We start from the raw sequence: 26,506 nt of genomic DNA on the forward strand, positions 1-26,506 counted from the left end.
CCCAATATTTTACTTTTCTAGCCACCAATAATAATAGGCAATAAATGGCGAGCTGTATGGTGGAAAATAGTTTGGTATGCCAATATCGCTTTTTATAGCTATGCGGAAGTTTGGACTATAATAATGCGGAACAACATAGAATCCCCACAACAAGATTCTATCCATAGCATGTAAAATTGTTACTCTTTTGTGATGTTCTTCTGTCTGATTGAGTGTCGCGATGAGCTTATCAATAGCCTTATTTTTTACCCCTGAAAAATTTCTTGACCCCTCTATGTTTGCACTTGACGAAGAAAAAAAGAAATCCTGCTCATTACCAGGGAACAGGCTTTGAGGAATAACGCCTATTATTATGTCATAATCAAATTTCTTTACACGATTTTCGTATTGTGCAGGATCTACAAGTGAAATATCAAGCTCGATTCCTAGAATCGCTAGGTTTTTTTTGAAAGGCAGCACTACACGTTCAAAGAGTGGCGAATTAAGCAAGATAGTCAATTTTATAGGATTACCTTGATCGTCCATAAGGCTATTGTTTCTAACTTGATAGCCAGCTTCTTCCAAAAGCTTTTTTGCATATTTAAGATTCTCTCTTTTAGAATGCGTACTTGTTGTTGGGATAGGATAATTTTGTTCTAGCATACGTTTGTCTATATCCTGTTGATATTCTTTGGCAATACGTAACGTTGTTGCCCGTGCTGTGGTATTTGTGGAATTAGTGTTGGAATCTTTTTCTAATATTCCAAGTTGTGTGAGTAGTTTCACTTCTGCTTGATTGTCTGCATCTTTAAGAGAACCTTTTGAGGCGTATTCTGAATTTTCATAATAGCTTTTTGTTCGAGTGTATTGTGAATAGAATAAGTAGCGGTTGCTCCATTCAAAATCAAAGCATTGCATTACTGCTTCACGGACTTTTTTATCGTGCAGAAATTTCTTACGTGTATTGAGATAGAATCCTTGCATTCCTGCAGGTAGCCCATGTCGCAGCTCGATTTTTTTAAATTTACCTTCTTTGTAGGTTTTTACATCGTAGTCGTTTGCCCATGCTTTTGCTTTCGATTCGAAACGATAGTCGTAGTTTCCCGCTAAAAAAGCACGTAAGGCTACGTTTTCGTCTTTGTAGTATTCAATTTTAATTTGTTGAAAGTTATACGCACCTCTATTAACCATCAGATTTTTTGCCCAATAGTTTGGGTTACGTCGGTAAATAATGAATTTGTTGGGTTCAAATTTATCTATGGTATAAGGACCACTTCCTAAGGGGATTCTAAGTGGGTATTTGCCAAAGGAATTAGACTTATCAGTATTTGCAATATAAAAGTGTTTAGGAAAAATATAAAGTTGAGAAAGAATAAAAGGAAGTTCTTTATTTTGCGCATTCTTAAATATAAATTCAATAGTTTTGGCGTTTACTACCACTGCTTCTTTAACGTCGCCGTAATAACGTGCTTGCGTTGGGTCGCCTTTTTGCGTGAGCATATCAAAACTAAATTTGACATCTTCAGAGGTTATTGATGTGCCATCATTAAAGGCGGCATGCGCGTTGATATGGAATCTCACGCCACTTTTGTCTTCGGCAATACAAATTCTATCGGCTATTAAGGGATAGATTGCGAAAGGTTCATCAAGGCTTTGCACCATAAGACTATCATAAAGAAGATTAAGGGAATCCGCCTTATTACCCTTTAGAACAAAAAGATCTAGACTATCAAAGCTGCCAAGCGCCATCATTTTAAACGTACCGCCTTTTTTTGCATTTGGATTTGCATAGGGAAGATATTTCGCGTGAATATGCTTTGGTGCACTATCCATAGCAAGTGCACTATGGCATTTTGTATATAACGTATCGCGGTTGCCCTTAGAGGTAAGGCTTGTGGTTGCGTTTATTTGCTTGGAATAGGCTACACTTGATAATAAATAGACGATTAAAGTATGAAGTAAAAAAAAGGATAAAAGTTTTTCTTTTATTGTGCAATAGAGAATGTGGAAAAAACTTGTCGCATTCATTTGTTATACTCTGTAATTGAAAGATAGTCGCGTTATTTTATGATTCTATATTGAGTAACATATTGAACCGATTAAAAAAGTACATGTACATTAACATGCCATAGAGATGACATTCTGATACTATGACTTTGAATTAATAATTGTTGTGCAAAAATATTATTTTCTTGTCCATTTTGAGTGGAATTTTGTAAATACCATTTTGCCGATTCTCTTTCCGTTGTATCCCATTTTGCGCCAATATCAAGACGTAAATGTTCGCCTATATAAAAGTTAAAACCGCAGTGAAAGAACCATCCACCACCAGAAGCATAAAACGTATCATTTTCTTTAATAAGAGCAGTGCCTGTGTTGTTGTATGTGCGATTATCATAAGTGCCTATACTATAAGAGATAAATTCATATCCTCCACCTATATATACCCCAGGTCGCAGGGCAATGATTTTATATCCTGCTGTTTTTTCTATAATAAAATGAATCGGAATATTTATTCCTACATCCGCGCCTACCCCATAGCTTAACATAAGAGCATTTGAGGCAATGGTATTACTAAAGCCGGGATTATCATTAAATGTTATTGTAGTGTTGGGTTGTGAGGTAGGGAAACGATCGCGATAACAGATATTAGTAAGACTAGGCAATTCCCCAGCTGCCGTATTGCATGCTCTTAGATTACCTTGCCTCACATTGTGGAGATTGCCGAAACCTACGTTATTAGAGTAACCAGCATGCAAGAATCCGCGAATCGTAAAAACACCTAAATTATCAAGTGTTGATTCTGCTCCTGCATAAATATTTGTAATATTTTTTATCGTACCTTCATAATTACCTAATTGCTCTTGATTATAGTAATATCCTCCACTAGCATTGACGCTTGAGGTATTTTTTGTCATTTGATTCGTGGCATTTGTTAGAATCTTTGGTTGATTAAAAGATTGTCCAAGACCTACGAAAAATTGTATTTTTGTTGCTTGAGAGAGAGAAGTAGAGAAGAGAAAACAAGATACGAGAATCTTTAAAGGGTAGGCTTCATGTCCTGAAATATTGTAATATTTTTTATTGTTCATTGTTTCTTCCTGATATTCATTTATGCAAAAAAATATTCTATTGATTCTCGAATTTTGTAGTAATCTTTTTCACTATTGACAAAATCTTTATATTTATTTGAATCTTTATGTCCTTTTGCGTAGGTATGAAGATTCTTACGAAACATAATAACCCCTTTTTCGCCGTAAAATTCAAACATAGAATCCAGATGGTTAAGAACTAACGTTCTCTTAAGAATTTGTGGCAATTGTTGTGTTCTGGAGCGAATTTGCCAAAAAATCCAAGGTGATTTTAATGCCGCTCTTCCTATCATTGCCCCGTCGGCGTTAGTAATTCGCATAACATGTTCGTAGGCTTCTAGGCTATCAATTTCTCCGTTAGCAATCAAAGGTATGCGCAAGATTTCTTTCATGCGCGCTAAAGATTCATAATCAATACGTTCTTTTTTGTAGGAATCAACTTTTGTTCTTGCATGTACGACACAATAATCTACACCACTTTCGTTGATTGCATGGGCTAGTTCCACAGGAATCTTTTTATCAAAGCCTAATCGAACTTTCACGGTATGGATGTGTTTTTGACTATATTTTTGTATGGATTGTAGCAAGGAGACAAATTTTGGTAAGTCTTTGAGTAGGGCACTACCATTGCCATGATTTGCAACTTTTGGTGCTGGACATCCGCAATTGAAATCAATAATATCTACCCAATCAAGCATGTTAATGTGCTCTACGGCTTTTTGCAGAATGGATTCCTGGCTACCCGCTATCTGTAATGCAAAGGGTAATTCATTTGAGTTTTTGAGGGACATCTTCAATGTCTTTGTATTGTTGTATACTAGAGCATGCGCACTTATCATTTCACTTACTGTAATGTCTACCCCAATATCTTTGACTATTTTGCGAAAAGGCACATCGCTATATCCAGCTAGAGGAGCGAGTATGAGAAGAGGTATAGGAAGCTTTTTTGCTTGTTGATTATTAGGTTTGAATGCAGGAGAATATTGCTTAGCGCAATGTGTGTTTGGTGCGTTGTATATGTTTGTTGCTTTGTTGTTACTAGCATGATTGTGGTTTTCTGTGGCATTGGTATGTTGAAATGATTGCAAAGATTGTTTAAGTGTGCTGACATTATGGTAGTAGTTTTGATAACGCAATAATGTTTCCACTTTTGTCCTCTTAATTTAGGTTTTAATGGTAAAGATTTTGGTTTTTAACTTAAGTTTAAAAAGTCCTGTAAGTTTGGGCTGCAATTTGCAGGGCTTAATAACTCTCATTTTGACGATAGGGGGAATTTTGAAATTTAGATTCTACAAATTTAGCTTATTTAAATTTCATAAGATTATTGAACTTCAAATAATTCAGTCGACAAATATCTTTCACCCGTGTCATTTAACATAGTAAGAATATTACTATTAGGATGCTTTTTAGCTAGAATCTTCGCTGCATGTACATTAGCTCCGCTTGATATACCTACTAAAACACCTTCTTTTGAAGCAATAGTTCGCGCCATTGAAAATGCTTCATCATTTTCAATCTTGATAACATCGCTATAAGCATTTGTGTCTAAAATGGGGGGTACAAACCCTGCACCAATTCCTTGAATTTTGTGCGGGCTAGGTGCACCACCGCTTAAAACAGGCGAGCTTGCTGGTTCAACTGCTACTATTTGTATATTGGGATAATGTTGCTTCAATACGGAGGATATGCCCGTTAAACTACCTCCTGTTCCTACACCGGCAACAAAAATATCAATTTTTTCTTTGTCAAATGCAGCAATAATTTCTTGCGCTGTTGTTTCTTTGTGGATTTTTACATTTGCTTCGTTTTCAAATTGTTTAAGAATGATTGAGTTTCTGTTAGTTTCATTCAATTCTTTTGCTCTTTCTAACGCACCTTTCATTCCTTTTTCTGGCGGAGTAAGTTCTAGTTTTGCTCCCAATGCTGCCATAATTTTTCGCCTTTCTATGCTCATTGAGCTTGGCATTACGACGGCTAGTTTTAACCCGAGTGAAGCGCATACTCCTGCCAAGCCTACCCCTGTGTTGCCGCTAGTTGCCTCTATAATCAGAGTATCTTGGTTGATTTTGCCATTTTTTAACCCCTCTGTAATCATTGACATTGCGATTCTATCCTTTATGGATCCATTTGGATTCATAAACTCGCATTTGCCAAAAATATTCGCTCCAAATTTCTGAGATAATTTATTGAACTTTATAATTGGTGTCTTACCAATAAGTTCTGTTACATTTTGTGCTATCATGAAAAAACTCCTTTTTGAAAATTTGTCTGTAAGTTTAATGTTTATGCGTTTAGGCTAGAATAATTTTAACTATTAAAGGTTAATCAGGATTGGTTTTTAATTATTTTAAAGGAGATTAAGTATGAGATTAGATACTTTTATGGAAAGATACAATAATCTTGCAGAAGAAAGATTACAACAAAATATTCCACCACTTGCTTTAGATATAAAGCAAACAAGGGAAATTATTGAAATATTATCAAATAATAACAGTGATGATAAGATATTTTATAAAGAATTATTGATACACCGTGTAAATCCTGGAGTTGATGATTCTGCGAAACTTAAAGCAGAGTTTTTGGGAAAAATTATTTCTGGTGAACTTAAAAGTGCCGTTTTTAATCCTGTCGAAGCAGTTGATATTTTAGGTACGATGTTGGGTGGTTATAATGTTCCACATTTATTGCAAGCATTGCAGCAGAACAATCAAGAAATTGCCAAATCTGCAGCTAAAGCACTTAAGCATACGCTTTTGGTATACGATGCGTTTGAAACAATTGCAGAGCTTAGCAAGTCCAATGTTTATGCAAAGGAAGTGATAGAATCTTGGGCGAATGCTGAATGGTTTTTACATAAAGAAAAACTACCTGAAGAAATTAAGCTTGCTGTTTTGAAGATTGATGGGGAAACAAACACTGACGATTTGAGTCCCGCAAGCGATGCGTTTACGCGAAGTGATATTCCTTTGCATGCAAAAGCTATGCTAAAAAGTCGCATTGAAAATTATGAATCCCGTATTGATAATATCAAAAGAGTTGCTGCACAACATAATGCAAATGTCGTATATGTAGGCGATGTAGTAGGTACTGGTAGTAGCCGAAAATCCGCTTGTAACTCGATTGTGTGGCATTTTGGTAAAGAGATTCCCTTTGTACCAAACAAAAAGAGTGGTGGTTTTGTGATTGGTGGAATCATTGCGCCGATTTTCTTTGCTACTTGTGAAGATAGCGGTTGTTTGCCAATTGTAGCAAAAGTTGATAATCTCAAAGAAGGTGATATTATTGTCTTGAAGCCTTACAGTGGTGAGATTGTAAAAGATTCTCAAGTTGTTAGCACCTTTACTCTTATGCCAAATACAATTTTTGATGAAATCCGAGCGGGTGGCAGGATACCGCTTATTATTGGTAGAGGTCTTACAAATAAGGCAAGAAAATTTTTAGGTTTAGGAGAGTCTGAAGTATTTACGAAACCAGAGCAACCAGCTTCAAGCACGAAAGGATTCACACTTGCACAAAAAATGGTGGGTGTTGCATGCGGTAAAGAAGGTGTTAGAGCAGGGGAATATTGCGAACCGCAAGCTACAACAGTTGGCAGTCAAGATACTACAGGCGCAATGACAAGAGATGAAGTGAAAGAATTGGCAAGTTTAAGTTACAGTGCTGATTTTGTCATGCAAAGCTTTTGTCATACTGCTGCGTACCCTAAACCAGCAGATGTTAGTTTGCAAGCAACTTTACCGGATTTTATGACAAATCGTGGCGGTGTCGCATTACGACCAAGAGATGGCGTTATACATTCTTGGCTTAATAGATTCTGTCTCCCAGATACGGTTGGCACAGGCGGGGATTCTCATACAAGATTCCCTATTGGTATCAGTTTTCCTGCAGGTAGTGGACTCGTAGCTTTTGCAGCTGTAACAGGGAGCATGCCTCTTAATATGCCAGAATCTGTTTTAGTGCGATTTAAAGGAACAATGAATCCGGGCATTACTTTGCGTGATTTAGTTAATGCAATTCCTTATTATGCAATTAAACAAGGGCTTTTGACTGTGCCCAAGCAAAATAAAAAAAATATTTTTAGTGGGAAAGTATTAGAGATTGAAGGGTTGGAAGATATTAAGGTAGAACAAGCCTTTGAGCTTTCTGATGCAAGTGCCGAAAGAAGCGCAGCTGCTTGCACAATTGCTCTCAATAAAGAACCAATCATTGAATACTTAGAATCTAATATTGCACTTATTGAGGCGATGGTGAAAGATGGATATGGTAATGCGGAAACTCTAAAACGTAGAGCCGAAAAAATGAGAAAATGGATAAATAATCCTGTACTCTTAAAAGCCGACAAAGATGCAGAATATGCGGCAGTTATTGAAATTGATTTGGCTGATATTAAAGAGCCTATTCTTGCCTGTCCTAACGATCCAGATGATGTAGCGACTCTAAGTGAGATACTTGCGGATTCTAAACGACCGAAAAATATCGATGAAGTTTTCATTGGAAGTTGTATGACAAATATCGGGCATTTTAGGGCATTTGGCGAAATCATGAAAAACGAAGGACAGAGCATTACACGTACTTGGCTTGTACCGCCCACTAAAATGGATTCTAAACAATTAAGCGATGAAGGATACTTCAGTCTTTTTGGTGCAACTGGTGCGAGAATTGAAGTGCCAGGTTGCAGTCTTTGCATGGGAAATCAGGCGAGGGTGCGAGATAATGCTGTGGTATTTTCTACTTCTACGCGTAATTTTGATAATCGTATGGGAAAAGGTGCGCAAGTGTATCTAGGCAGCGCAGAGCTTGCTGCGGTATGCGCGAAGCTTGGTAGGCTACCAAGTCCAGAGGAATATCTCCAAATTGTTCCGCAGAAATTAGGTGGAAATACAGGTAAAGTTTATCGATATTTGGAGTTTAATAAGATTGAGGATTTTACACTATAATTTATTGCGTTTCGCCCAACCGATGTTTATGATGATATTATTAAAAGTGAGCTATTAAATATAGTATTTCATTTTATTTATGCAAGTGTTCTTATTGATTTTGCTAACAAATATTGTATTATTTGGAATAGATTCTGAAAAAATCAGAGATTTAATATCAAATAATCAATAAAGTTTGTTGTCTGTTTATATTCATTGTGAAATTCATAGATTCTGAAGAGTGCAGAATATTGTGTTATAATTCATCAAAATAGAGAACAAGGGAATTGTATGCCAACACAAACTATATATAAGGCGCAAGCTACAAATAGAGAAGATTCCTATTATAAACAAGATGTTCTTGATATCGATTTTGATGTGTTAGCAAAGCATTCTAAGCCGGGTCCTCGTTATACAAGTTATCCTACTGCCAATGAATTTTCTAAAGATTTTACTTCTATAGATTTGCAGCGATGCCTTAAAGATTCTGATGTGTATCATCGAGATAAGGCACTTTCTTTATATGTACATTTACCTTTTTGCAAAAGTGCTTGTTATTTTTGCGGTTGTAATGTTATTTATACAAGTAAAGAAGAGAAAAAAGATCGTTATATACGTTATCTTCAAAAAGAGCTTTCCCTATTGAAAGATTCACTTGATACTACGCGTTCGGTTGTTCAGCTGCATTTTGGTGGTGGTACACCAACATTTTTTTCTGCCGTTCAATTACAACAGATATTTATTATGATAAAGGAAGTTTTCCCCAATTTTAGTGTTGATTGTGAAGTGAGTTGTGAGGTTGATCCAAGATATTTCCATGATGAGCAAATGGCTGTTTTGCGAGAAAATGGTTGCAATCGTATTAGTTTTGGCGTACAGGATTTTAATTTGGAAGTGCAAAAAGCGATTAATAGAATCCAACCCATAAAACTTGTTGAGAATACTGTGGCAATAGCTAGGAAGTATGGTATTAGTTCGATTAATTTTGATTTGATTTATGGTCTTCCCTTTCAAAATGTACAAAGTTTTTTAGCGACTTTGCGAGATGTTGTGTCTTTGCAGCCAGATAGATTGGCAATTTTTAATTACGCACATGTGCCTTGGGTTAAAAAAACTATGCGAAAGATTGATGAGACTACATTGCCCCATCCATCGCATAAGCTTCTTATGCTCAAAAATATTATTTCTTTTTTACAACATCATGGGTATTGCATGATTGGCATGGATCATTTTGCAAAAGCTAACGATTTATTATATCTTGCACAGCAAAAAGGAGAGTTGCGACGTAATTTTCAGGGATATACTACAAAAGGTTTTTCTCAAACAATTGGCATTGGTGTAACTGCAATCGGTGAGGGAGTGAATTACTATACGCAGAATTATAAAAATATGCAAGAATATGAAAAAGCATTAGATTCCGATAAGCTACCTGTAGCTTGTGGAATTATCTTGCAGGCTGAAGATATTGTACGTAAAGAAGTCATTATGAATCTTATGAATACTGCACAATTGGATTTTACTGCTTTGAATAAGACGTTTGGAATTGACTTTCAACTGTATTTTGAGAAAGAATTGCAACAGCTGCAATCATTTCAGGATTTAGGATTTTTAGTAATAGATTCTAAGGGATTAAAAGTCAATGCGACAGGCAATATGCTTATTCGTAATATTGCCATGGTATTTGATACATATTTAGCAAAGAATATTGCAAGGCAATTTAGTAAAACTATTTAGATTGCGAGAGAAGTATGAGTAATGTAGTTCGTCCCTTAAGTATTATGCAAAAAAGTGCGTTGAGTTGCGTAAAGTGCGCGAAGTGCGTTCCTACTTGCACAATATATTCTGTTAATCGTGATGAAGTTACTGCGCCACGTGGTTACTTGGATATAGTTAGTGCTTATGCGGAAGGCAAACTTCGTATCGATGAAAATTTCAAGGATTCTATAGAATCTTGTTTTTTATGTACCACTTGCGTAACACAATGCCCAATGAGTTTGCCAATCGATGTTGTTATTGAGAGAGCGCGCGTAGATATTGCAAGGCAATATGGTATCCCATTGTATAAAAAAATAGCCTTTTTCCTTTTGGGTAATCGCAAGATTCTTAATTTTATCTTTTCTCTAGGATTTTATTTTAGTCCTTGTCTTTTTAAAGCGCAAAATGGACATAATAAGCTACGTTTCAGTATTCCAAAGTTAAAAGAGATTCTTGGCAATCGAGTGATTATGCCTTTTCAGCCAAGAAGTTTTTTGCAACGATATAAAGGATGGTTAGAATCATTCCAATCAGATTCTGCTTCTGTCACACAACAGAGAATTGGGATTTATATTGGTTGTTTGAGTAATTATAACTATGTCAATGTAGGAGTTAGTCTTGTAAAAATTCTGCAGAGATTAGATGTTCAGGTTTTTATTCCTAGCAAGCAAGAATGTTGCGGTGCACCAGCTTTTTTTAGCGGAGATATCCGCAATACAACGAGGTTGATTAAAAAGAATTTAGATTATTTTGCGACATTTCTTGATGAGTTAGACGCCATATTGATTCCAGAGGCGACTTGTGCATCTATGCTTAAACTTGATTGGTCGCATGCCCTTGAGATAGAATCTGAAGTGTTTGGTATTGATAATACAGAATATTTGAAGAAGTTGGAACTGCTCACTCAAAAAACTTTTATGGCTAGTGAGTGGCTCTATAAGCATACAAGGATTATGAAGTTGCTTCAGGATGCTCCTCTGTGGCAAGATACAGAGAATATAATTACCTATCATGACCCTTGTCATGCACGTAAAACATTAAAAGTTTTTCAAGAGCCAAGACAATTATTACGGAATTTTACTATGGTAGAAATGCAAGGAAGCAATGTGTGCTGTGGGTTTGGTGGTGTAACAATACAGAGCGAGAAGTATCATTTGGCAAAGCATGTCGGAGACAATAAGGCGCATAATATCGCAAAAAGCGGGGCACATATTGTTAGTGCAGAATGTAGCGCGTGCCGTATGCAAATTAATGATTCTCTTGTACGTAATAACGTTAATGTAGATTTTAAGCATCCACTTGAATTGATTGCACAAAATTTAGGATTATAAAATAGCCTATATTTAGTATTTGGGGGAGCGGATGTAGTATCGCATTTTCTAGGCAATGAATTTCTAAGTAATAATAATGTCTACCTCCCTTTTATTCCTCTCATTGTTCATTTATTTCATTGTCGACTAATTTGTGTTTATGTTGCTTGATTCTAAAAATTATAAGCGAATGTAGCAAACAAATGACTCCTATCATCTGTGCGCGATTGTTTCAGTGCCTCACTACCTACTAGCGTAGCACCGGGATTGTATCCAGCTTTTGTTGTGTCTTTCAACCATTCAAGTTTGAGCCCTAAAGTGATATTGTTTTTAAAAGCATGGTTTAAAGTGAGTGCAATACTTTCCTCATCGCTTCTTGGGCTTCTTGTGATTCGAGCAAGTATATCCCAGCTGAATGCGCCGAGTTTAGTTTCATAGAATCCCCCTCCAGAGAGATAGCCAGTAATTGCATTTCTATTAATTAAGTCGCTAATAGAAGCACCGATGTCATAGACGCTAGCAGTCCAATAGTCGAGTCCTATGGGATTACCATATGTCCCGAAATGCGAATTAGCACTACCAAAATTCTGATAATAGCCAATGCGCACATTATAATTATAGATATTTGCTTGTAAAATGATGTTGAGATTCTGCGACCATTTGTCTATAATTTCATCATATCTTTTATTTTTTGGGTTAGCTGCCGTAGTGTGTGAATTTTGTATATGTAATACAAATCCTTGCACAGTAGCTTTTATGCCATAGCCATTACCAAATTGATTTTCATACACTATTTTCATCCCCGGTGCTTCATATAATCCAGGATAAAACCAAAAGAATGGGCGGACTAAGAGATTTTGCCCTACGGTAATATCTCCATTTTGTTTGAATCCACCATAATTGATGTCCACACCGACAGAATGGATACCATAATTAACATCTCTACCGTTAACCGTTGTAGTCTTCGGGAAATAGAAATCCAAAAACCATTCCGAATAGGCAAAGGCTCTTCCAAAAGAGCTAAACCACCAGACTTTTATATTGTTGTTGGGATTTTCTTCTTGATTGCCATAGCCAAAATGTGCGTCCACATTAAATCCTTGCACATACCCTGTGTGATAATCCATTTCTGATTCATAGCGTCCTGCCTTGAGGTTAAAGTATTTTGTTTGTAAATCAAGATAAGCGTTATGTACAAGGAAGTATCGATTATTTGTATATGCTCCATTTACAGTTCCACCATTGCCAGCAGGACCAAAATATGCCCCCACATAATTATTATTTAATCCGCTGCCCGTACTTAGTCCACTAAAGCTATTTGCTGCAGAATCGCGAATATCATGTAAGGTAGAATCCCAAGTAAACCCAGCAGCAGATGCGCCTAAACCAAATTCGAATTTGGTAATAAAATCTGAATGGATGACGGCTAGTAAGTTGTATTTTGTATCAAATTGTCCAAAGATAGTAGAAAAGCTCTCTGTGGGATAGGCACCAGTTGCAACATTAATGCTTTGTGTATTGAATCCTGCTTTGGTAAAGCTTTCCAAAGAACCTTTAAAACTAAATATTTTTTTATTTTCCTCTTGTGTTGTGTATTGTTCGCAATAGGCGAATAAACTGCTAAGTAAAAGTGAGGCACTTGTGAAAGTTACAAATGCTTTGATGTTGCTTATCATCTTTAAATCCTTTAAGTGTTTTTATTCGTTATGTATTGGATTATAACTAAAAGGGAAATAAAATAGATTTTTTTGTGGGTTTTAATCAATAAGACAAGATTTTTTTGTATTGATTCGTTTTATATTCTTTGTTTCTCTGTTATAAAAAAGTAATAAATTGCGTATCAAGGGCATTTCAAGTAATGATATAGAAGAAATAAAACGTCAATTTTAAAGTTTCCTTATTATGTTACTTATAGTAGCATAATAAGGAAATTAATAAAAATATTTTTATCTAATAATATATTTTATCTTTTAATGTTTACTTTTTGATAATTTTGTAGTAGTTCGGTGTTGTTATGAGGATATATTACTCATAATTTGGTTGGCTACATTGAGAATAAATTTAGTTTGAAGCTTGATTGGTAATCGCTCGTAAAAATTCTTTTTTACTATAAGCTCTTATTTGGCTTAGGCTTTTTATTTCTAAATCATATTGCAACATGTCGTTTTCGATTTCAGAATCCAAAAATTGCAGTACTTTTCTTTCTTGTGTTAGTGCTACTCTTCCAGAGAGTGAAGTTTTATCATTGCCTGTAATGGGGTTTTTTATTAAATGTGTGGGTTTGCCATTAATATTAGCCCAAGTCATTTTGGTTACTAAGCCTACATCATCTCTAATTCCCGAATTATAGGCATAGCTACCGACACCCAAACACAAGAAATCTGTTGGATTATAATTGTGTTTTATGCACCAGTCATAAATCATTCTTGCACGTTCCACCGTAATTGCATCTCCGTAAATAATACGTACTTTATCAAAGCCGAAATATTCATCTATAAGTTTAATGACACCTTTTTGCGCTTGTGGAATTTTGCTATGTTTATCTCCAGTCAGAATGAGAAAAGGATCCCCCGAATCCGGTCGTAACACAATAGGAAACTTCCGCGCATTAATCATGGCAAAAGATTCTTGATCTTGCTTTAGTGATTCTATAATTTCCCATAAATTCCAAGTGTCCGCCACAATTGAAACCATAGATTGAGGAAATCTTTGCATAATGTTTTTGAAAGTTTCAAGTTCGTTTGCTTCTCCACCCAAGCACATAACACCATGTTCACTTGCTGGAATAGAGCCAATATGCCCTACATCAAAGCCATAGTTATCACAAATATTTTTGACAGCCATTACTGAATCTGTTCCGCTAAAAAAAAGTAAGTGTCCCATAGACGAATTATAAGAATCTTCAATACCATTCATACCCCTTGCTGAAAAATCATGGAAATTATAGCTATCGTCAAGGTAGTATCCTAAGCAGTCATATTCTATTCTTTTAAAAAGGGCAGCTTTTGTAGCAATAAAACATGTTTTCCATAATTCAGAATTGAGGTAAGTTTCTATAAAATTTACGAACCAACAATATTCTTTTTCCTGACAATAAATTGTCATAATCGGAGTATCGCTTGTAATGAATGTCCCTTCTGGTAGCATTTTAAATGTAACGGGTATAGTAGGCGGTAGATTCAGCCATTTGTCAATCAGAAATTGATAAGAATCTTGTTGGCAGTTAAGTTTCATAAAATCCGTATAAATGAATTTTAGAGCTTTTTTTAATTCTTCTCTTGGATAAGCGACAAATTCCGTATAGATTCTTTGTAGTTTTGCAACAGCTTGACGCATACCGAAAGTGACAATATGCCCATTGAGCGAGCGGAGGTCAAGTCGAGGTTTTCTGCAATAAAGCACACTGTAGACTTCATTTAATCCGGTAGGATACATAGCTGCATGGGTGTACTTATAGCAGTCTGCGATAAAAAGCAATTTTGGATAATTCATGGAAACCCTTATAAGTCTGTCATAAATGATTGAATCATTTTGCAAGATGTTTTATATTGTATTAAGAAAATTATTGAATAGAGAATCTTCTTTAGATTAAAGTGCAACATTTTTGTAACAAATATAGTGAGATAAAGTAGAGAGGAGAGAATATCGATTTCAATCAATGAAACTATTCTATCGCAATCTGTATCATATAGAGAAGAAATAATTCGTCCTTATTATGCTCTTACAAGAGGCATTTGCATTCCCTCATAGAGATTCTTATAAGTTTCATGCCCACAAAGATATTTAGCAATTTCCAAGCCAAAAAGAATGGCAGTAGCAGGACCAGCTGAAGTTATAACATTACCATTTACAACTACTGCTTTTGCCAATCTATTGCCCGCTATACCGATTTCACATCCAGGATAGCAAGTAAAATCCCCAGCAATTACTCCAGCCTTACTTAATACAATGGGTGACGCACAAATGGCGGCGACCAATTTCCCTTTCTTATGTAGCTCTGAAATAATGTGTAAAATTTTTTCATTATTATTAAGATTTTGCATTCCTTCAAAGCCTCCCGCTAGACAAATAGCATCAAGGGCTTCTATTGCGACATCTTGCAATGCAGTATCTGCTTGCACGACAATATTATTTGTTCCTTTCACTAAGTTTTTTTTATCGAGACTTGCGATGATAACTTGCAAACCAGCACGTCTTAACACATCGACAATACCTATGAATTCTGCTTCTTCAAAACCTTCTGCAAGTGGGACTAATACGTTTTTTGTTTGCATGGTTTCTCCTTAAATTTTAGTTGAATATTTACTATGTTAGCAGAAGTTTTACAACATCTCAAAAATCTTAGAATATTTAGGAGTACCGTTTTTTTGACATGTGAATATTGCATGGCTTGAGATAAAGGCGTTTAAAGTTGAGTAACTTTTATCAGATAAAATGGGAAATTTTCATGTAATTTGATTTGAATGTGAAGGACATAATCAATGGCAATTATAGGGAGACTACATAATTTAAAAAGTTTATTTTTAGGGGAATTAGAAACTCTTTATGAGTTTTTTGTGTCCTGCATGGATGGTAACTATACCCATTTGGACTTTGAGCAAGCTCTACGAGTTGAATTGAAAAACGGGATTTTTGCTATGTTGCAAACATACAAACTTAAACCAAAAAGAAAAGCTTTTTTTGAAACACATAAACAATATGTTGATTTTCAGCTCACAGTTAAAGGCAATGAATGTTTTATGCTAGGTGATTCTCAAGATTTTTCTATCAAAACACCCTATGATGAGAAAAATGATGTTGTTGCATATTATTCGCGTGCAAATGCGCATAGAATTTTATCTTTACCGCAGAATCTTTGTGTTTTTATGCCAAATGATGTACATGCTGGCGGATTACGGCACACTAGATTGCAAGAAAGTAATGTTTGTAAAGTGGTTGCGAAAGTTCCAGTTAATCTAGTAAGAATATGAAGATGCGATCGCAGAGACAATAATTAAGGTAATGGAAAATATGGTTAGTATGCTAGCAAGTTATAAACAGAAATTTCGAGGCACTACATTTGTTGTTTGTGTAATGTTTGTGTGTAGTGTCTGTGTATTCGGAAGGGATATTGCAGGTATCTATCTTACTCATAAGGATACTCCAGGTGGACAGGCTATAGTGGAAATCTTTAAACACAATAATAAATACTATGTCTATGGATTAAAAAATTTGAAAAACAATGTTTTTACTGATTCATGCAATACAGATCTACAATTACGGAATCGTAAAAACGTTGGGACTGTTTTTGCCTACGATTATACACGAAATGCAAGCGGAGAATTTGTTGGCGGCTCGATTTATAATTTTCATAATTGCAAAACATATTATGGGAAAATAGTGCCAAAGGCAGACGGCAAGATTGATTTTGTTGGTTCCTTAGATTCTTATTATATGCTTAGAAGAACATACGAATGGGAGCTTTTACTACCACATCAAGCGAAAGAATACGATAAGTATCGACAGCCAATAGATAAACTTCTACAAAGTATTGAAGATACAAGAAAAAGCAATAAATAGGTTTTAATCTTAGTCGATTGATTTGTCCCGCACGATACAAGAAATAATACTATAATTGCAAGTAAAAGCACAGTCGGGGTTTTGTAATGACTAGCCTTATAGAGTTGTATCGCAATCCTATATTTGGCGTAATGATATTATTTGCTATTGTGTTAGTGATTATTATTGCTGATTCTGTGAAAGTAGCTTATGCCAAGAAGAAAAAACGAGAATCTTTAGAAAAATTAAGCAAAAATTTTGATAGTTTTAATTTACAGCAAAATATTTCTGTTTTTATGAAGCATGTTGCGAATCCAACAACGACTATTATGCGTATTGCTGAAACATATTGTCAGGCAGGGAATTATCAGCAAACAATTGCCATGTGCCAAGTGTTAAGCGAGCATACCAATAATACTAATCAGAAAATAGAGATATTAGAAATGCTTGCGAAAGGGTATTACAAAGCAGGGTTTTTACAACGTGCAAAGTCTGTGCTTGTAGAAGTTTTACGCATTTCACCTTATAATAGTGAGGCACTCATTTCTCTTATGCAGACTTGCGAGAGCTTAGGCGAATATCAGGAGGCTTTAGAAGCTCTTTATTGTCTTGAAGAACTGCAATATCAAGCGGTTTTAACAGAAGTAATAGGGAATCGCATAGCAAAAAATAAGAATTATCTCAAAGCTATGAAGGTGATTTCTAATCCCAAACTATCGTTGGAAACACAACAAGAACAATTATTGGAGATTTACGATCGAGATGCGAGCCTGCATTCTCTTATTTTAAGACATCTCAAGATTTATAATGTTACGCTTTTTTGGGAAAAGATTTTGCATTGCCAAGATGTTTATTTGTGCATAGATGTTTTATGGCATTTTGAGCCTTATGAGATCCCGTTTCATTGTATTCAAGTAAATTCTGCCATCATGGACATTTATCGCGCTAAAGGGTATATAAAGGAATATAAAATCATACGCGATATTACTTTGGAATCTTTGCAGCTATTAAACCAGCACTCGAAGCTTCAAGGCGATTTGGATTTCAGTTATTCTTGCAATAGCTGCGGGTCAATCACACCATTTTATTCCTATCGTTGTGCAACTTGCGATGAAATTGGTGAAGTACGAGTAAATTTTGCATTAGTAACTCTATAATTTTTTAGGGGTTATCACGTCCGTGCTTCCAATTCACTTGTACAATACCTCTTACAGAATTTATGCAAAAAATAGAATCCGCGTTTTGTAAATCTTGTTTGACAAGTATTTTTTCTTGACAGAGATTATGTTGCAACAATATTTCACGTAATGTTCCACGTAAAAGTCCGCTAGAGCTGTGAGGAGTATAATAATACGCATTACTTTGTATTAAGATGTTGCTTCTTGAGCCTTCTGTAATTTGGTTATCGCTATTGACGTAGATATAGTCAAAGCATAGATTCTGTGTAATTTTCTGTGCGGCTTCTTTAAAATGTTCTCTTTGCGTAGTTTTATGACTTAGCATAATATTTTGAGAATCTAATGGAGTAGGGTAGAGGAAAGTATCATAATTTATAAGAGGAAGTAGAGGCATTGTCTGATAGAATAGCCCCCCATCTTGTTGCAATGTTATGCGTAGAATATAATTTAATGAAGTTTGTCTGTCGGGTTCTTTATAGATAATGTTGTAGGTATCAAAAAGCTCTTTTAACATGGTGATGCTTCCCCAAAGAGACGTAAAGTTACGAAATGTATTTGGCGTGAGAACTCGCTGTTGCGGGCTTGTTGTTGGAGTATTTGTTGAATCGTGAAAAAATTTTTGGAGTATTTGTAAGAAGTCTTGATTTGTAGTGTGTGATGAATTTTGAAGTGTTTGCTTGTGCTTTAATGTCGTATTGTCAGCTGAATAATCATACGATGAGAGAAATGATTCTATTCTTTGATAATCAAATCCCAACTGCAATGCACTCTTATAGAGCCTTTCTAAATGCGGCAATAATAAAAAAATTTTATCTTGCACGACAAGCATTGTTTCAAAAAGAGAATAATTAAGATGAGGCATATAAGTCTTTTTCTATCTGCATGGCGAGTTCTTTTGCGCTTTTTAAATCTACTTTACCGCTTCCTAACACAGGAATTGAATCGACAATGAAATATTGGCTGGGTTTTTTTAGTGGAATGATAGTAGAGGCTTTAATCGTATCAATAACTTGTTCATGTATATTGCCTATGGATTCTATAAGGAGGACTATTTTCTCTCCCTTTTTTGAATCTGGTAATCCTACTGCGCAGAGTTTGACTTCTTGAGAAATAGAATGTAATTTTAGAGTTTTCCCAATCTCCTCTTCAACATCAGAGAGGCTTATCATTTCGCCACCAATTTTAACAAACCTTGAATATCTATCAGTAATATGCAAAAAACCATCAGAATCCATATATCCCTTATCTCCGCTTTTATACCATCTAATCCCTTCTAGCTCCACAATAACCTCATCTGTTTTTTCGGGATTATTGAGATAGCCTCGCATAATTTGATGTCCCCCGATAAGAACTAGTCCTTGTTCTCCTGTTGGTAGTTGTTGTAAGGTCTCTGGATCGACGATTCTAATAGCAGTACCTGGTAAAGGCATGCCCACCGTGTTTTCTTTGTTGCCTCTATGTATTTGCCAATATGTTACATCAAACTCATCGGGTAAATTGACACTTGCTACCGGGGTGGTTTCGGTTGCGCCATAGCCTTCATAGATAGGTTTATTGAATTTGATTGTATAGGCTTCACGCACTTCGGCTTTGAGTTTTTCTGCTCCAGCTACTGTTAGACGAATGCTATCAAACATGATTCTATCTAACTTAGGATTGCGGGCGTAGATCCCAAGAAGAGTTGAGGTAGCGCACATAATGGTTACTTTATTTTGCGCTATTGCCTTTGCGACTCCCAGCGCATCTGTTGGGTCGGCGTGTGTAACCATTGACATATTTTCAATGATTGGCATAAAAGTAGTGACAGTTAAACCAAAGGCATGAAATGGGGGGAGAGATGAAAGTATGCATTCATCATTTTTTGCATGAATTACATCAGCAATTTGTGTAATGTTGCTCATGATATTTAAGTGAGTAAGCATTACCCCCTTTGGAGTTCCCTCACTCCCACTGCTAAAAAGTATTGCACATACTGAATCTATCGTGCTATCTTTTGTGAAAAGTAGTTTTAAGAGCCAAGTTGGAAGCAAGGATAGGAAGATAAGATTAAGTATAAACATGATTTGATGTTTTTTAATTTTAGCAACAAAGTCTTCTATAAAATGGAGATGGTAGTTTGATAAATCAAGAGTAACGCCTTTATTGTTGAGTTTTTCTATAAATTTCTTTGAAGTATAAATATGTGAGATATTTGCAGATTCTAAAGCGGCATGTAGGGATTTTGCCCCAGCAGTGAAGTTGAGATTTACTACAATCTTGCCTGATATTATCGTGGCAAAATTACATAGCACAGAAGCAATGGAAGAGGGCAGTAATACACCAACGCAGTCATTGGGGAGAGAGCATGTTGAGGTTTGTTTTGGCAATGGCTTAAAAAGCAGTTCTTTAATATCTTGACTAAGCATAACGCACAATGTTAATAGTTTGCGGTAAGACATGCTACCTGTTTGTGTATCGATTATGGCAATATCGCCTTGCCCTTTTTTGCATGATTCAATGAAAGCACCTGCTAAAGTGGGAGAGTTTTTGCATTGATGTTCCCAAGCCTTAAAGCTCATTTCAAAAATTTTTGCTTTCACCCTATCTTTTTGTGTATGCAGCACTAAAGGCTCACCAAAAGCTATACTAACATTACGTTTTGTAAAACTCCTCTTGCGCTCTCTAAATTGCTCATTACTGCGACTAAAAATGCTCCCCCACATACCGCGGATATAAAATGGCAAAATAACCGCATTTTCCTCATTTACTCCTTCTGCAATTTTTTCAAAACCTTTTTTAAATTCATTAAGATGTCCATGCCTACTAATGACCCCTTCAGGGAAAAGGCAGACTGTGTCGCCATTATTTAAACGTTGCTGTATGTGCTGCATTGATTCTTTGCTAGCGACATTGGATACGGGTATCACTCCAAAAAAATCAATAAATAGCCGAATATACCAACGCGAATAAATGCTACGTTCCATAACAAAATAAACTTTTTTAGGAAGCGCCATTTGCACTATTGCCCAATCAATAAATGATATATGGTTGCCAAGTAGGAGGATACCACCTGTTTGAGGGACATTATTAAATCCTTCAACAACTAGACGATATCGTTGCAAGAATGCCATGCTAATTAAGATTCTCACAAGTGAGAATGGCATAAGTTTGATTGTATAAATCATTGCCAAGAAGCTAAGGATTGTAGCAACATAAAATAGCCACTTTTCATTCCATGCTAATAATGCGCATGCGCTGGCAAGCACTAAAGCACAAAGCATCCCTACATTTTGAATGAAGTTGTTTCCCGCTAGGATTACGCCTAATTTTTTATCATTAGCATAGAATTGCATTAAAGCATTAAGAGGTACGATATATAATGCTCCACCTACACCAAATAGAAAAAAGATTAGCGCTAACGCATAAAAAGAATGAAGAGAAGTTAAGAGTAAAACAGAGATAAACATAATGCACGCACCAAGCGGAATAAAGCCTGTTTCAATATAGTTTTTTGAATATCTTCCTGCGATAATTGAGCCAAGTATGATTCCTAGTCCTGTGCTTGCAAGCACATTATTAACAAATCGAGTATCTGTAATATGCAAGGTGTTTTTTACATAGACGGGTAATATATCTACTAATAATTGCGAAATCGACCAAAAGATTGCGATAAAACAAACAGAGATGGCAATCATTTTGTGTGTTGTGAGAGCAGAAAGATTCTTTTTAAGTAGTGTGCCTTTAAGATATTTGACTCTATCAAAAGTTATTTGTCCTGTAGTTTTTAGTGTAGGCAAACGGAAGCTTAAGAGAAACTCAAATACTCCAAAAACACATAATGCAATAGCCAAAGGAAGCATTTCTTGTAGAATCGATTCTGGTTGTGTTAGTTGCGTATTGTATAGCTGTTCAAAGAGTGCAGAAAAAACAACCATGCCTAATAACATGGCAATAATGGCTGTGGCTTGAATCACTCCATTACCCCAAGTAAGATTTTCTTTTCCAACAAGCTCTTTGATATAGCCATATTTGGCAGGAGAGTAAAAAGCAGCTTGTAGTCCTAGTAAAAAAGTCAAAGAAAACGCAACCCAGAATAATCCATATAAATAACAAAGAGCAAGCAGGAAAAAAAGAAAAATATTGACTAAAGCACCAATTTTTAAAATCTGATTTTTGGGAAATTTATCGCTTAAAAATCCAGAGGGCGAGAATACTAGAATGAAAGGCAAGATAATAAGGGCATTCATAATTAAGTTGTACAATAATTGCGTACTATCGCTAAAAGTTTTGTAAATAGTATTTATCATGATGATTTTATGTCCTAAGTCTATAAAAGCATTGATGAAAGTTACAATGATAAAAGGGATTAGTCCTTTAATGCGATATATTTTGTCCATTTTTTTCCTTTATTATATGTTGTGTGGATTATAACAATTTTCTAACGGTACTCTATAAATGGAGCTTTGAATACATGGGTTGTAATGACAATCAGAATTTACAATGTCAAGGTATTACAGGTATTGTTTTGGATACTTTAAGACACTGATTGCTTTGGAAATGATTTGTAAGAACACGGTTTTATCTCAATTTTGTACCCTTGTATATTATAATACTCGGATACTCTTTAATATTAAGAATAAAATTCATAAGAGGATTACTATGATATGGAACGCTATTGTATTGGCATTTAGGCAAATTTCACGTAATTATTTACGAGCATTTCTGACAATGCTGGGTGTTATTATTGGTGTAGCATCTGTAATTATTATGATTACATTAGGTAATGGGGCAACGCAAAACGTGAGGACGCAAATGGAAGCACTCGGAAGCAATTTATTGATTGTGCATCCTGCTAGAGGCTTAAATACTGGAGGAGGATCACTCAATAGACGATTCTCAATGCAGGAAGTGAATATTTTACGTTCTCGTTTGAATCTTAAAGCAGTAGCACCTATTGCTAGTTCTACGCCTCTCGTGCAGTATCTAGGAGCTAATATGCAAACAACAGCTAATGGCATTACGGACGAATATTTTGAAGTCGCTAATTTAGAGATTGCTTTAGGCAGGAGATTTGATTCTAATGAGGCAAGTGCTAATGTGTGCATTTTAGGAGAAAGCGTGCGGCAAGCTTTGTTTAAAGAGAAGGACCCTTTAGGGGAAAGGGTACGTATCGGTAAGGCTATTTGTGAGGTTGTAGGTATATTAAAAGCTAAAGGTTCGAGTAATGGAAGTGATCAGGACGATGTGATATTGTTGCCGTTTAAGACTTTTTTACGTGATATTTCTGGGACAACAAGCATTTACAACGTGAATCGGATTATGATTTCTATGTATGATGGGGCAGATTCTACGCAAATAGTGAGAAATATCAAAGCAATATTAAGAGATTATCGACATATTAAGCCTGGGCAAATTGATACGTTTGATGTCTGGGATACAAAGGCGTTTGAAGAGAGATTGACAGAAGCTACCCGAGTTTTAGTGCTGTTTTTAAGTGCGGTAGCAGGGGTTAGCCTTATTGTGGGTGGTATTGGCATTATGAATATTATGTTAGTTTCTGTTACAGAACGTACTCGTGAGATTGGTACAAGGCTTGCAATTGGGGCATTAGAGAGTGATGTATTATTACAATTTCTTATAGAATCAGTCGTTGTGAGTGCATTAGGGGGGTTAATAGGTGTTGTTATGGGGTTTTTTATTTCATGGTTTGCTACTGCGCAAATGGGATTACCATTTATTTTTGATGTGTGGGTAGCCTTAGGGGCGTTTCTCTTTTCAGCATTGGTAGGTATTGTATTTGGCTATTTGCCTGCCTATCGTGCTTCAAAACTCGATCCGATTGATGCGCTACGTTATGAATAGCGATTAAATGTAAGGTTAAAATTTATTGATTATGTTTGCTGTCGAAATGACTAGTTAATATATTTAATTATAGATGTACTTCAAGACAATTTTGTGGGAATTGCTATTCTGCTTTTGCTGTATTGCTTTGCATTTTCTTTTGCAATTTTATCGCAATGCTCATTTTGAGGGTTGCCATTATGTGCTTTTATCCATTGTGTAGATATAACATGCGATTGACTTAAATGAATATATTCTCCCCATAGATCGGTATGTTTTACTTCTTTAAAACCTTTATTGAGCCAATTGGGTAAGTGAATAGTTATCGAATCGCAAATATATTTTGAATCGCTTATAATGAGAATTTCACAAGGCTCATGTAGCACACGTAATCCTTCAATTACCGCTTTAAGTTCCATGCGTCCATTTGTACTATATGCTTCGCCTCCGCTTACTTGTTTATAAAATATTTGTTCATTTTTTGTGATGTATTCTAGCAGAGCGCAATAACCTGAAGGTCCAGGATTGCCTAAGCTCGAGCCATCTGTATATAAAGTTACTTGTTTCATGAGTTTCCTTAAAGTCTAGGTAGAGAAATTCTATCAAAGAATCATAAGAATCTCAAATCGTTAATAAAAATTAATTATGATATAGAATCTTTTTATGCGCGACTCTCTTAAGGATAGACTATGTATTTTATTCGTCATAATATTAGGACAGTAAGTATCATTGGTTTATTTCTAGTGGGACTTGTTATCTTTTTATTTTATGTATGGCAATCTGATTTTTCTTTGGAACATCTTATTAGGATTCTTTGGGATACTTATGTAGAAGATTGGGGTTATCTCATTTTATTTTGTTGGAGCATTTTAGAGGGAGAATGGGGGCTGTTGCTTGCAGGAATAGCGGCACATCAGGGGTATTTGAATGTTTACTGGTGTATTTTTATTGCCGGGCTTGGAGGTTTTACTGGAGATCAAATTTATTTTTATATTGGACGATTAAATAAAACTTATGTACAGAGAAAATTCCGCAATCAGAGGAGAAAATTTGCTCTTGCTAGCAGTCTTATGAAAAAATATGGATGGCCTATTATTTTTGTACAACGTTATATGTATGGATTGCGGACAATTATCCCCATAAGTATTGGATTGACACGTTATTCTTCGGTTAAGTTTGCTATTATTAATCTTATATCTGCTTGGGTATGGGCATCTATTACCATTATTCCCGCATGGTATTTTGGGCAGGAAATTTTAGAATTTTTGCAGCATTTTTCCACTGAAGTTAAGAAAAACCCGATTGTATTTTTCGCATTATTAGTTATAATTCTATTGATTGTAGCTCTTATTTATTTTTGGGCTAGGAAATTCAGAAATATAAAGGACTAACAGAATGAATAAGCAACTTTGGGTAGCCCCCAAGATTAATATCAGTGTATCTGATGTTGAATTTGGTACGGCAGTTGTATTGATTGAAAAAGATATTTTTGCAGAAAATTCTTCTGTTATTTTGGAAACAAATAAAGAAAACGTCAAAGATTTAGCTTTACTTACACAAAGAGGCTATAAGGGTAAGGGAGCATTTTATGCTCAAGCTAGCAATATTCTTTATGTGGGTTTGGAGGATTTGAATCCATATTCTTATGCTGATGCAGCATGCCTTGCAATAAAAACACTTAAAACGCTTAATATTAAAGAGGCTTTTTTTGCTCTAAAAGATAAAGATGAATCATTACATAAACATATCATACGTGGCATATTATTGGGTGATTATGAATACAATGTTTTTAAACAAGATTCTATGGAAAAATCTCAAGAGATTAAACAGAGAGAAATACTTAATCTTGCTCTAATTGGTGTGCGCGATAATGTATTGCAGCAAATGTGTGTCATTTGCAATCGTGTAAATTTTGTTCGTGATATTGTTAATACTCCTCCTAATATTGCCAATGCTATTTTTCTTTCCAATTTGGCACAGAATGAAACAATAGCACTTGCAAAAAAATATAGAAATTGTGATATTCAAGCAGTTTTACGTAGTAATTCCTATATGGAAGAACAAAAAATGGGTGCTTTTCTTGCAGTGAATCAAACTTCTAATTTTCCGGCTTTTCTTGCTCATCTAAGTTATAAACCACAGCACGTTGATAGCAGCACTAAAAAAGTTGTTATTGTTGGTAAAGGTCTTGTGTATGATACAGGTGGATTGAGTCTTAAACCGGCAGATTATATGGTAACCATGAAAGCCGATAAAAGTGGTGCTTGTGCTGTTTTAGGGGTGTTTTTAGCGGCAGTGGAATTAGGGTTGAATATTGAATTGCATGCTATTATGGGGATTACTGACAACGCCATTGGTAGCAATGCTTATCGACCAGATGATATTTTAATTTCACGTGAGAAAAAAAGTATAGAAGTGAAAAATACCGATGCAGAGGGACGTTTGGTACTAGTTGATTGTTTAAGTTATGCACAGGACTTAGAAGCAGATATGATTCTGGATTTTGCAACACTTACTGGTGCATGTGTTGTAGCACTTGGTGAGTATACAAGTGGTGTTATGGGATATAACGAAAAGCTTAAACAACTTTTTGTAGAGAGTGCTCTGAAATCCGGTGAGTTAGCGCATACTCTTCCTTTTAATAGTCATCTTAAAAAACTTATAGAATCTAAAATTGCAGATGTTAGCAATACTTCTAGCTCTCGTTATGGCGGCGCAATTACAGCTGGTATGTTTTTGGGTGAATTTATACGCAAGGAATATAAAGATAAATGGTTGCATATCGATATAGCAGGTCCCGCTTTCGTTGAAAAGGAATGGGGGGTTAATCCGTATGGAGCAAGTGGAGCAGGTGTATTGGCTTGCATTCAGTTTCTCTGTGATGTTATTCAATAGCTTATAGTTTCTTGCAATGGGGA

Annotated in this window: 19 protein-coding genes; 9 read left to right on the forward strand and 10 right to left on the reverse strand. The window is 35.5% G+C overall.

Translation table 11 applies throughout. The features are described from left to right. Positions 1–9: 9 nt before the first annotated feature. From CQA66_RS05895 to cysK, 4 genes are all read right to left on the reverse strand, one after another. Entirely contained in the window at positions 10–2,007 is a 1,998-nt protein-coding gene (locus CQA66_RS05895) for an extracellular solute-binding protein (RefSeq protein WP_233707774.1), read from the reverse strand. 71 nt (positions 2,008–2,078) lie between these two features. Next, on the reverse strand, positions 2,079–3,071 hold the full coding sequence (locus CQA66_RS05900; protein WP_233707773.1) for a hypothetical protein: 993 nt from the start codon (positions 3,069–3,071) through the stop codon (positions 2,079–2,081). Positions 3,072–3,091: 20 nt separating this feature from the next. Continuing rightward, positions 3,092–4,219 carry a tRNA dihydrouridine synthase gene (locus CQA66_RS05905; protein WP_233707772.1) on the reverse strand — a complete coding sequence of 376 codons (1,128 nt, stop codon included), beginning with the start codon at positions 4,217–4,219 and terminating at the stop codon, positions 3,092–3,094. Between the two features lie 173 nt (positions 4,220–4,392). Continuing rightward, positions 4,393–5,313, reverse strand: coding sequence for a cysteine synthase A (gene cysK / locus CQA66_RS05910; RefSeq protein WP_104763447.1), 921 nt, complete (start codon positions 5,311–5,313; stop codon positions 4,393–4,395). Between the two features lie 121 nt (positions 5,314–5,434). On the opposite strand from cysK, the gene acnB reads away from it, so the two are divergent. The 3 genes from acnB (at position 5,435) to CQA66_RS05925 (ending at position 11,073) form a co-directional block, all read left to right on the forward strand. Further along, positions 5,435–8,008 carry a bifunctional aconitate hydratase 2/2-methylisocitrate dehydratase gene (gene acnB / locus CQA66_RS05915; RefSeq protein ID WP_104763446.1) on the forward strand — a complete coding sequence of 858 codons (2,574 nt, stop codon included), beginning with the start codon at positions 5,435–5,437 and terminating at the stop codon, positions 8,006–8,008. Between the two features lie 270 nt (positions 8,009–8,278). Continuing rightward, the gene (gene hemN / locus CQA66_RS05920) at positions 8,279–9,721 is read left to right on the forward strand and encodes an oxygen-independent coproporphyrinogen III oxidase (protein WP_104763445.1); all 1,443 of its coding nucleotides are present in this window, start codon (positions 8,279–8,281) and stop codon (positions 9,719–9,721) included. Between the two features lie 14 nt (positions 9,722–9,735). Next, the gene (locus CQA66_RS05925) at positions 9,736–11,073 is read left to right on the forward strand and encodes a (Fe-S)-binding protein (protein WP_104763444.1); all 1,338 of its coding nucleotides are present in this window, start codon (positions 9,736–9,738) and stop codon (positions 11,071–11,073) included. 152 nt (positions 11,074–11,225) lie between these two features. Here CQA66_RS05925 and CQA66_RS05930 read toward each other — a convergent pair whose 3' ends face one another. From CQA66_RS05930 to CQA66_RS05940, 3 genes are all read right to left on the reverse strand, one after another. Next, positions 11,226–12,728, reverse strand: coding sequence for an outer membrane family protein (locus CQA66_RS05930; RefSeq protein ID WP_104763443.1), 1,503 nt, complete (start codon positions 12,726–12,728; stop codon positions 11,226–11,228). 385 nt (positions 12,729–13,113) lie between these two features. Beyond that, a complete protein-coding gene (locus CQA66_RS05935) occupies positions 13,114–14,544 on the reverse strand; it encodes a nicotinamide phosphoribosyltransferase domain-containing protein (RefSeq protein WP_104763442.1) in 1,431 nt (476 codons plus the stop codon). A 221-nt stretch (positions 14,545–14,765) separates the two neighbouring features. Further along, on the reverse strand, positions 14,766–15,326 hold the full coding sequence (locus CQA66_RS05940; RefSeq protein ID WP_104763441.1) for a DJ-1 family glyoxalase III: 561 nt from the start codon (positions 15,324–15,326) through the stop codon (positions 14,766–14,768). A 207-nt stretch (positions 15,327–15,533) separates the two neighbouring features. On the opposite strand from CQA66_RS05940, the gene CQA66_RS05945 reads away from it, so the two are divergent. From CQA66_RS05945 to CQA66_RS05955, 3 genes are all read left to right on the forward strand, one after another. After that, complete coding sequence (locus tag CQA66_RS05945; RefSeq protein WP_104763440.1) at positions 15,534–16,022, forward strand: NanQ anomerase/TabA/YiaL family protein; 489 nt, start codon at positions 15,534–15,536, stop codon at positions 16,020–16,022. 31 nt (positions 16,023–16,053) lie between these two features. After that, entirely contained in the window at positions 16,054–16,611 is a 558-nt protein-coding gene (locus tag CQA66_RS05950; RefSeq protein ID WP_233707771.1) for a DUF2147 domain-containing protein, read from the forward strand. Positions 16,612–16,697: 86 nt separating this feature from the next. Next, positions 16,698–17,747: a tetratricopeptide repeat protein gene (locus tag CQA66_RS05955; RefSeq protein WP_104763439.1), complete on the forward strand. Its 1,050-nt coding sequence runs from the start codon at positions 16,698–16,700 to the stop codon at positions 17,745–17,747. A 4-nt stretch (positions 17,748–17,751) separates the two neighbouring features. Here the strand turns inward: CQA66_RS05955 and CQA66_RS05960 are convergent, their stop codons facing one another. Then, on the reverse strand, positions 17,752–18,630 hold the full coding sequence (locus CQA66_RS05960; protein ID WP_104763438.1) for an aminotransferase class IV: 879 nt from the start codon (positions 18,628–18,630) through the stop codon (positions 17,752–17,754). Beyond that, positions 18,617–22,144, reverse strand: coding sequence for an acyl-[ACP]--phospholipid O-acyltransferase (locus CQA66_RS05965; protein WP_104763437.1), 3,528 nt, complete (start codon positions 22,142–22,144; stop codon positions 18,617–18,619). Before CQA66_RS05965 ends, CQA66_RS05960 begins: the two co-directional genes overlap by 14 nt. A gap of 262 nt (positions 22,145–22,406) precedes the next feature. Between CQA66_RS05965 and CQA66_RS05970 the strand changes: the two genes are divergently transcribed. Further along, on the forward strand, positions 22,407–23,609 hold the full coding sequence (locus tag CQA66_RS05970) for an ABC transporter permease (protein ID WP_104763436.1): 1,203 nt from the start codon (positions 22,407–22,409) through the stop codon (positions 23,607–23,609). Positions 23,610–23,689: 80 nt separating this feature from the next. Here the strand turns inward: CQA66_RS05970 and CQA66_RS05975 are convergent, their stop codons facing one another. Next, on the reverse strand, positions 23,690–24,157 hold the full coding sequence (locus tag CQA66_RS05975) for a ribonuclease H family protein (RefSeq protein WP_104763435.1): 468 nt from the start codon (positions 24,155–24,157) through the stop codon (positions 23,690–23,692). Positions 24,158–24,379: 222 nt separating this feature from the next. On the opposite strand from CQA66_RS05975, the gene CQA66_RS05980 reads away from it, so the two are divergent. Together CQA66_RS05980 and CQA66_RS05985 are read left to right on the forward strand one after the other, a co-directional pair. Further along, positions 24,380–24,979 (forward strand): DedA family protein, encoded by a 600-nt coding sequence (locus CQA66_RS05980; RefSeq protein ID WP_411698800.1) that lies wholly within the window; start codon positions 24,380–24,382, stop codon positions 24,977–24,979. Positions 24,980–24,983: 4 nt separating this feature from the next. Then, a complete protein-coding gene (locus CQA66_RS05985; protein WP_104763433.1) occupies positions 24,984–26,483 on the forward strand; it encodes a leucyl aminopeptidase in 1,500 nt (499 codons plus the stop codon). Positions 26,484–26,506 lie beyond the last annotated feature (23 nt).

This window comes from Helicobacter aurati, from assembly GCF_003364265.1.
Taxonomy (GTDB): Bacteria; Campylobacterota; Campylobacteria; order Campylobacterales; family Helicobacteraceae; genus Helicobacter_A; species Helicobacter_A aurati.

What these genes read in the sequence shown, in the direction of transcription:
- CQA66_RS05925 (WP_104763444.1), top strand. Translation starts at nt 9,736, where the DNA reads ATGAGTAATGTAGTTCGTCCCTTAAGTATTATGCAAAAAAGTGCGTTG.
- CQA66_RS05945 (WP_104763440.1), top strand. Translation starts at nt 15,534, where the DNA reads ATGGCAATTATAGGGAGACTACATAATTTAAAAAGTTTATTTTTAGGG.
- CQA66_RS05950 (WP_233707771.1), top strand. Translation starts at nt 16,054, where the DNA reads ATGGAAAATATGGTTAGTATGCTAGCAAGTTATAAACAGAAATTTCGA.
- CQA66_RS05935 (WP_104763442.1), bottom strand. Translation starts at nt 14,544, where the DNA reads ATGAATTATCCAAAATTGCTTTTTATCGCAGACTGCTATAAGTACACC.
- CQA66_RS05955 (WP_104763439.1), top strand. Translation starts at nt 16,698, where the DNA reads ATGACTAGCCTTATAGAGTTGTATCGCAATCCTATATTTGGCGTAATG.
- CQA66_RS05965 (WP_104763437.1), bottom strand. Translation starts at nt 22,144, where the DNA reads ATGGACAAAATATATCGCATTAAAGGACTAATCCCTTTTATCATTGTA.
- CQA66_RS05985 (WP_104763433.1), top strand. Translation starts at nt 24,984, where the DNA reads ATGAATAAGCAACTTTGGGTAGCCCCCAAGATTAATATCAGTGTATCT.
- CQA66_RS05895 (WP_233707774.1), bottom strand. Translation starts at nt 2,007, where the DNA reads ATGAATGCGACAAGTTTTTTCCACATTCTCTATTGCACAATAAAAGAA.
- acnB (WP_104763446.1), top strand. Translation starts at nt 5,435, where the DNA reads ATGAGATTAGATACTTTTATGGAAAGATACAATAATCTTGCAGAAGAA.
- CQA66_RS05960 (WP_104763438.1), bottom strand. Translation starts at nt 18,630, where the DNA reads ATGCCTCATCTTAATTATTCTCTTTTTGAAACAATGCTTGTCGTGCAA.
- hemN (WP_104763445.1), top strand. Translation starts at nt 8,279, where the DNA reads ATGCCAACACAAACTATATATAAGGCGCAAGCTACAAATAGAGAAGAT.
- CQA66_RS05975 (WP_104763435.1), bottom strand. Translation starts at nt 24,157, where the DNA reads ATGAAACAAGTAACTTTATATACAGATGGCTCGAGCTTAGGCAATCCT.
- CQA66_RS05940 (WP_104763441.1), bottom strand. Translation starts at nt 15,326, where the DNA reads ATGCAAACAAAAAACGTATTAGTCCCACTTGCAGAAGGTTTTGAAGAA.
- CQA66_RS05970 (WP_104763436.1), top strand. Translation starts at nt 22,407, where the DNA reads ATGATATGGAACGCTATTGTATTGGCATTTAGGCAAATTTCACGTAAT.
- CQA66_RS05900 (WP_233707773.1), bottom strand. Translation starts at nt 3,071, where the DNA reads ATGAACAATAAAAAATATTACAATATTTCAGGACATGAAGCCTACCCT.
- cysK (WP_104763447.1), bottom strand. Translation starts at nt 5,313, where the DNA reads ATGATAGCACAAAATGTAACAGAACTTATTGGTAAGACACCAATTATA.
- CQA66_RS05930 (WP_104763443.1), bottom strand. Translation starts at nt 12,728, where the DNA reads ATGATAAGCAACATCAAAGCATTTGTAACTTTCACAAGTGCCTCACTT.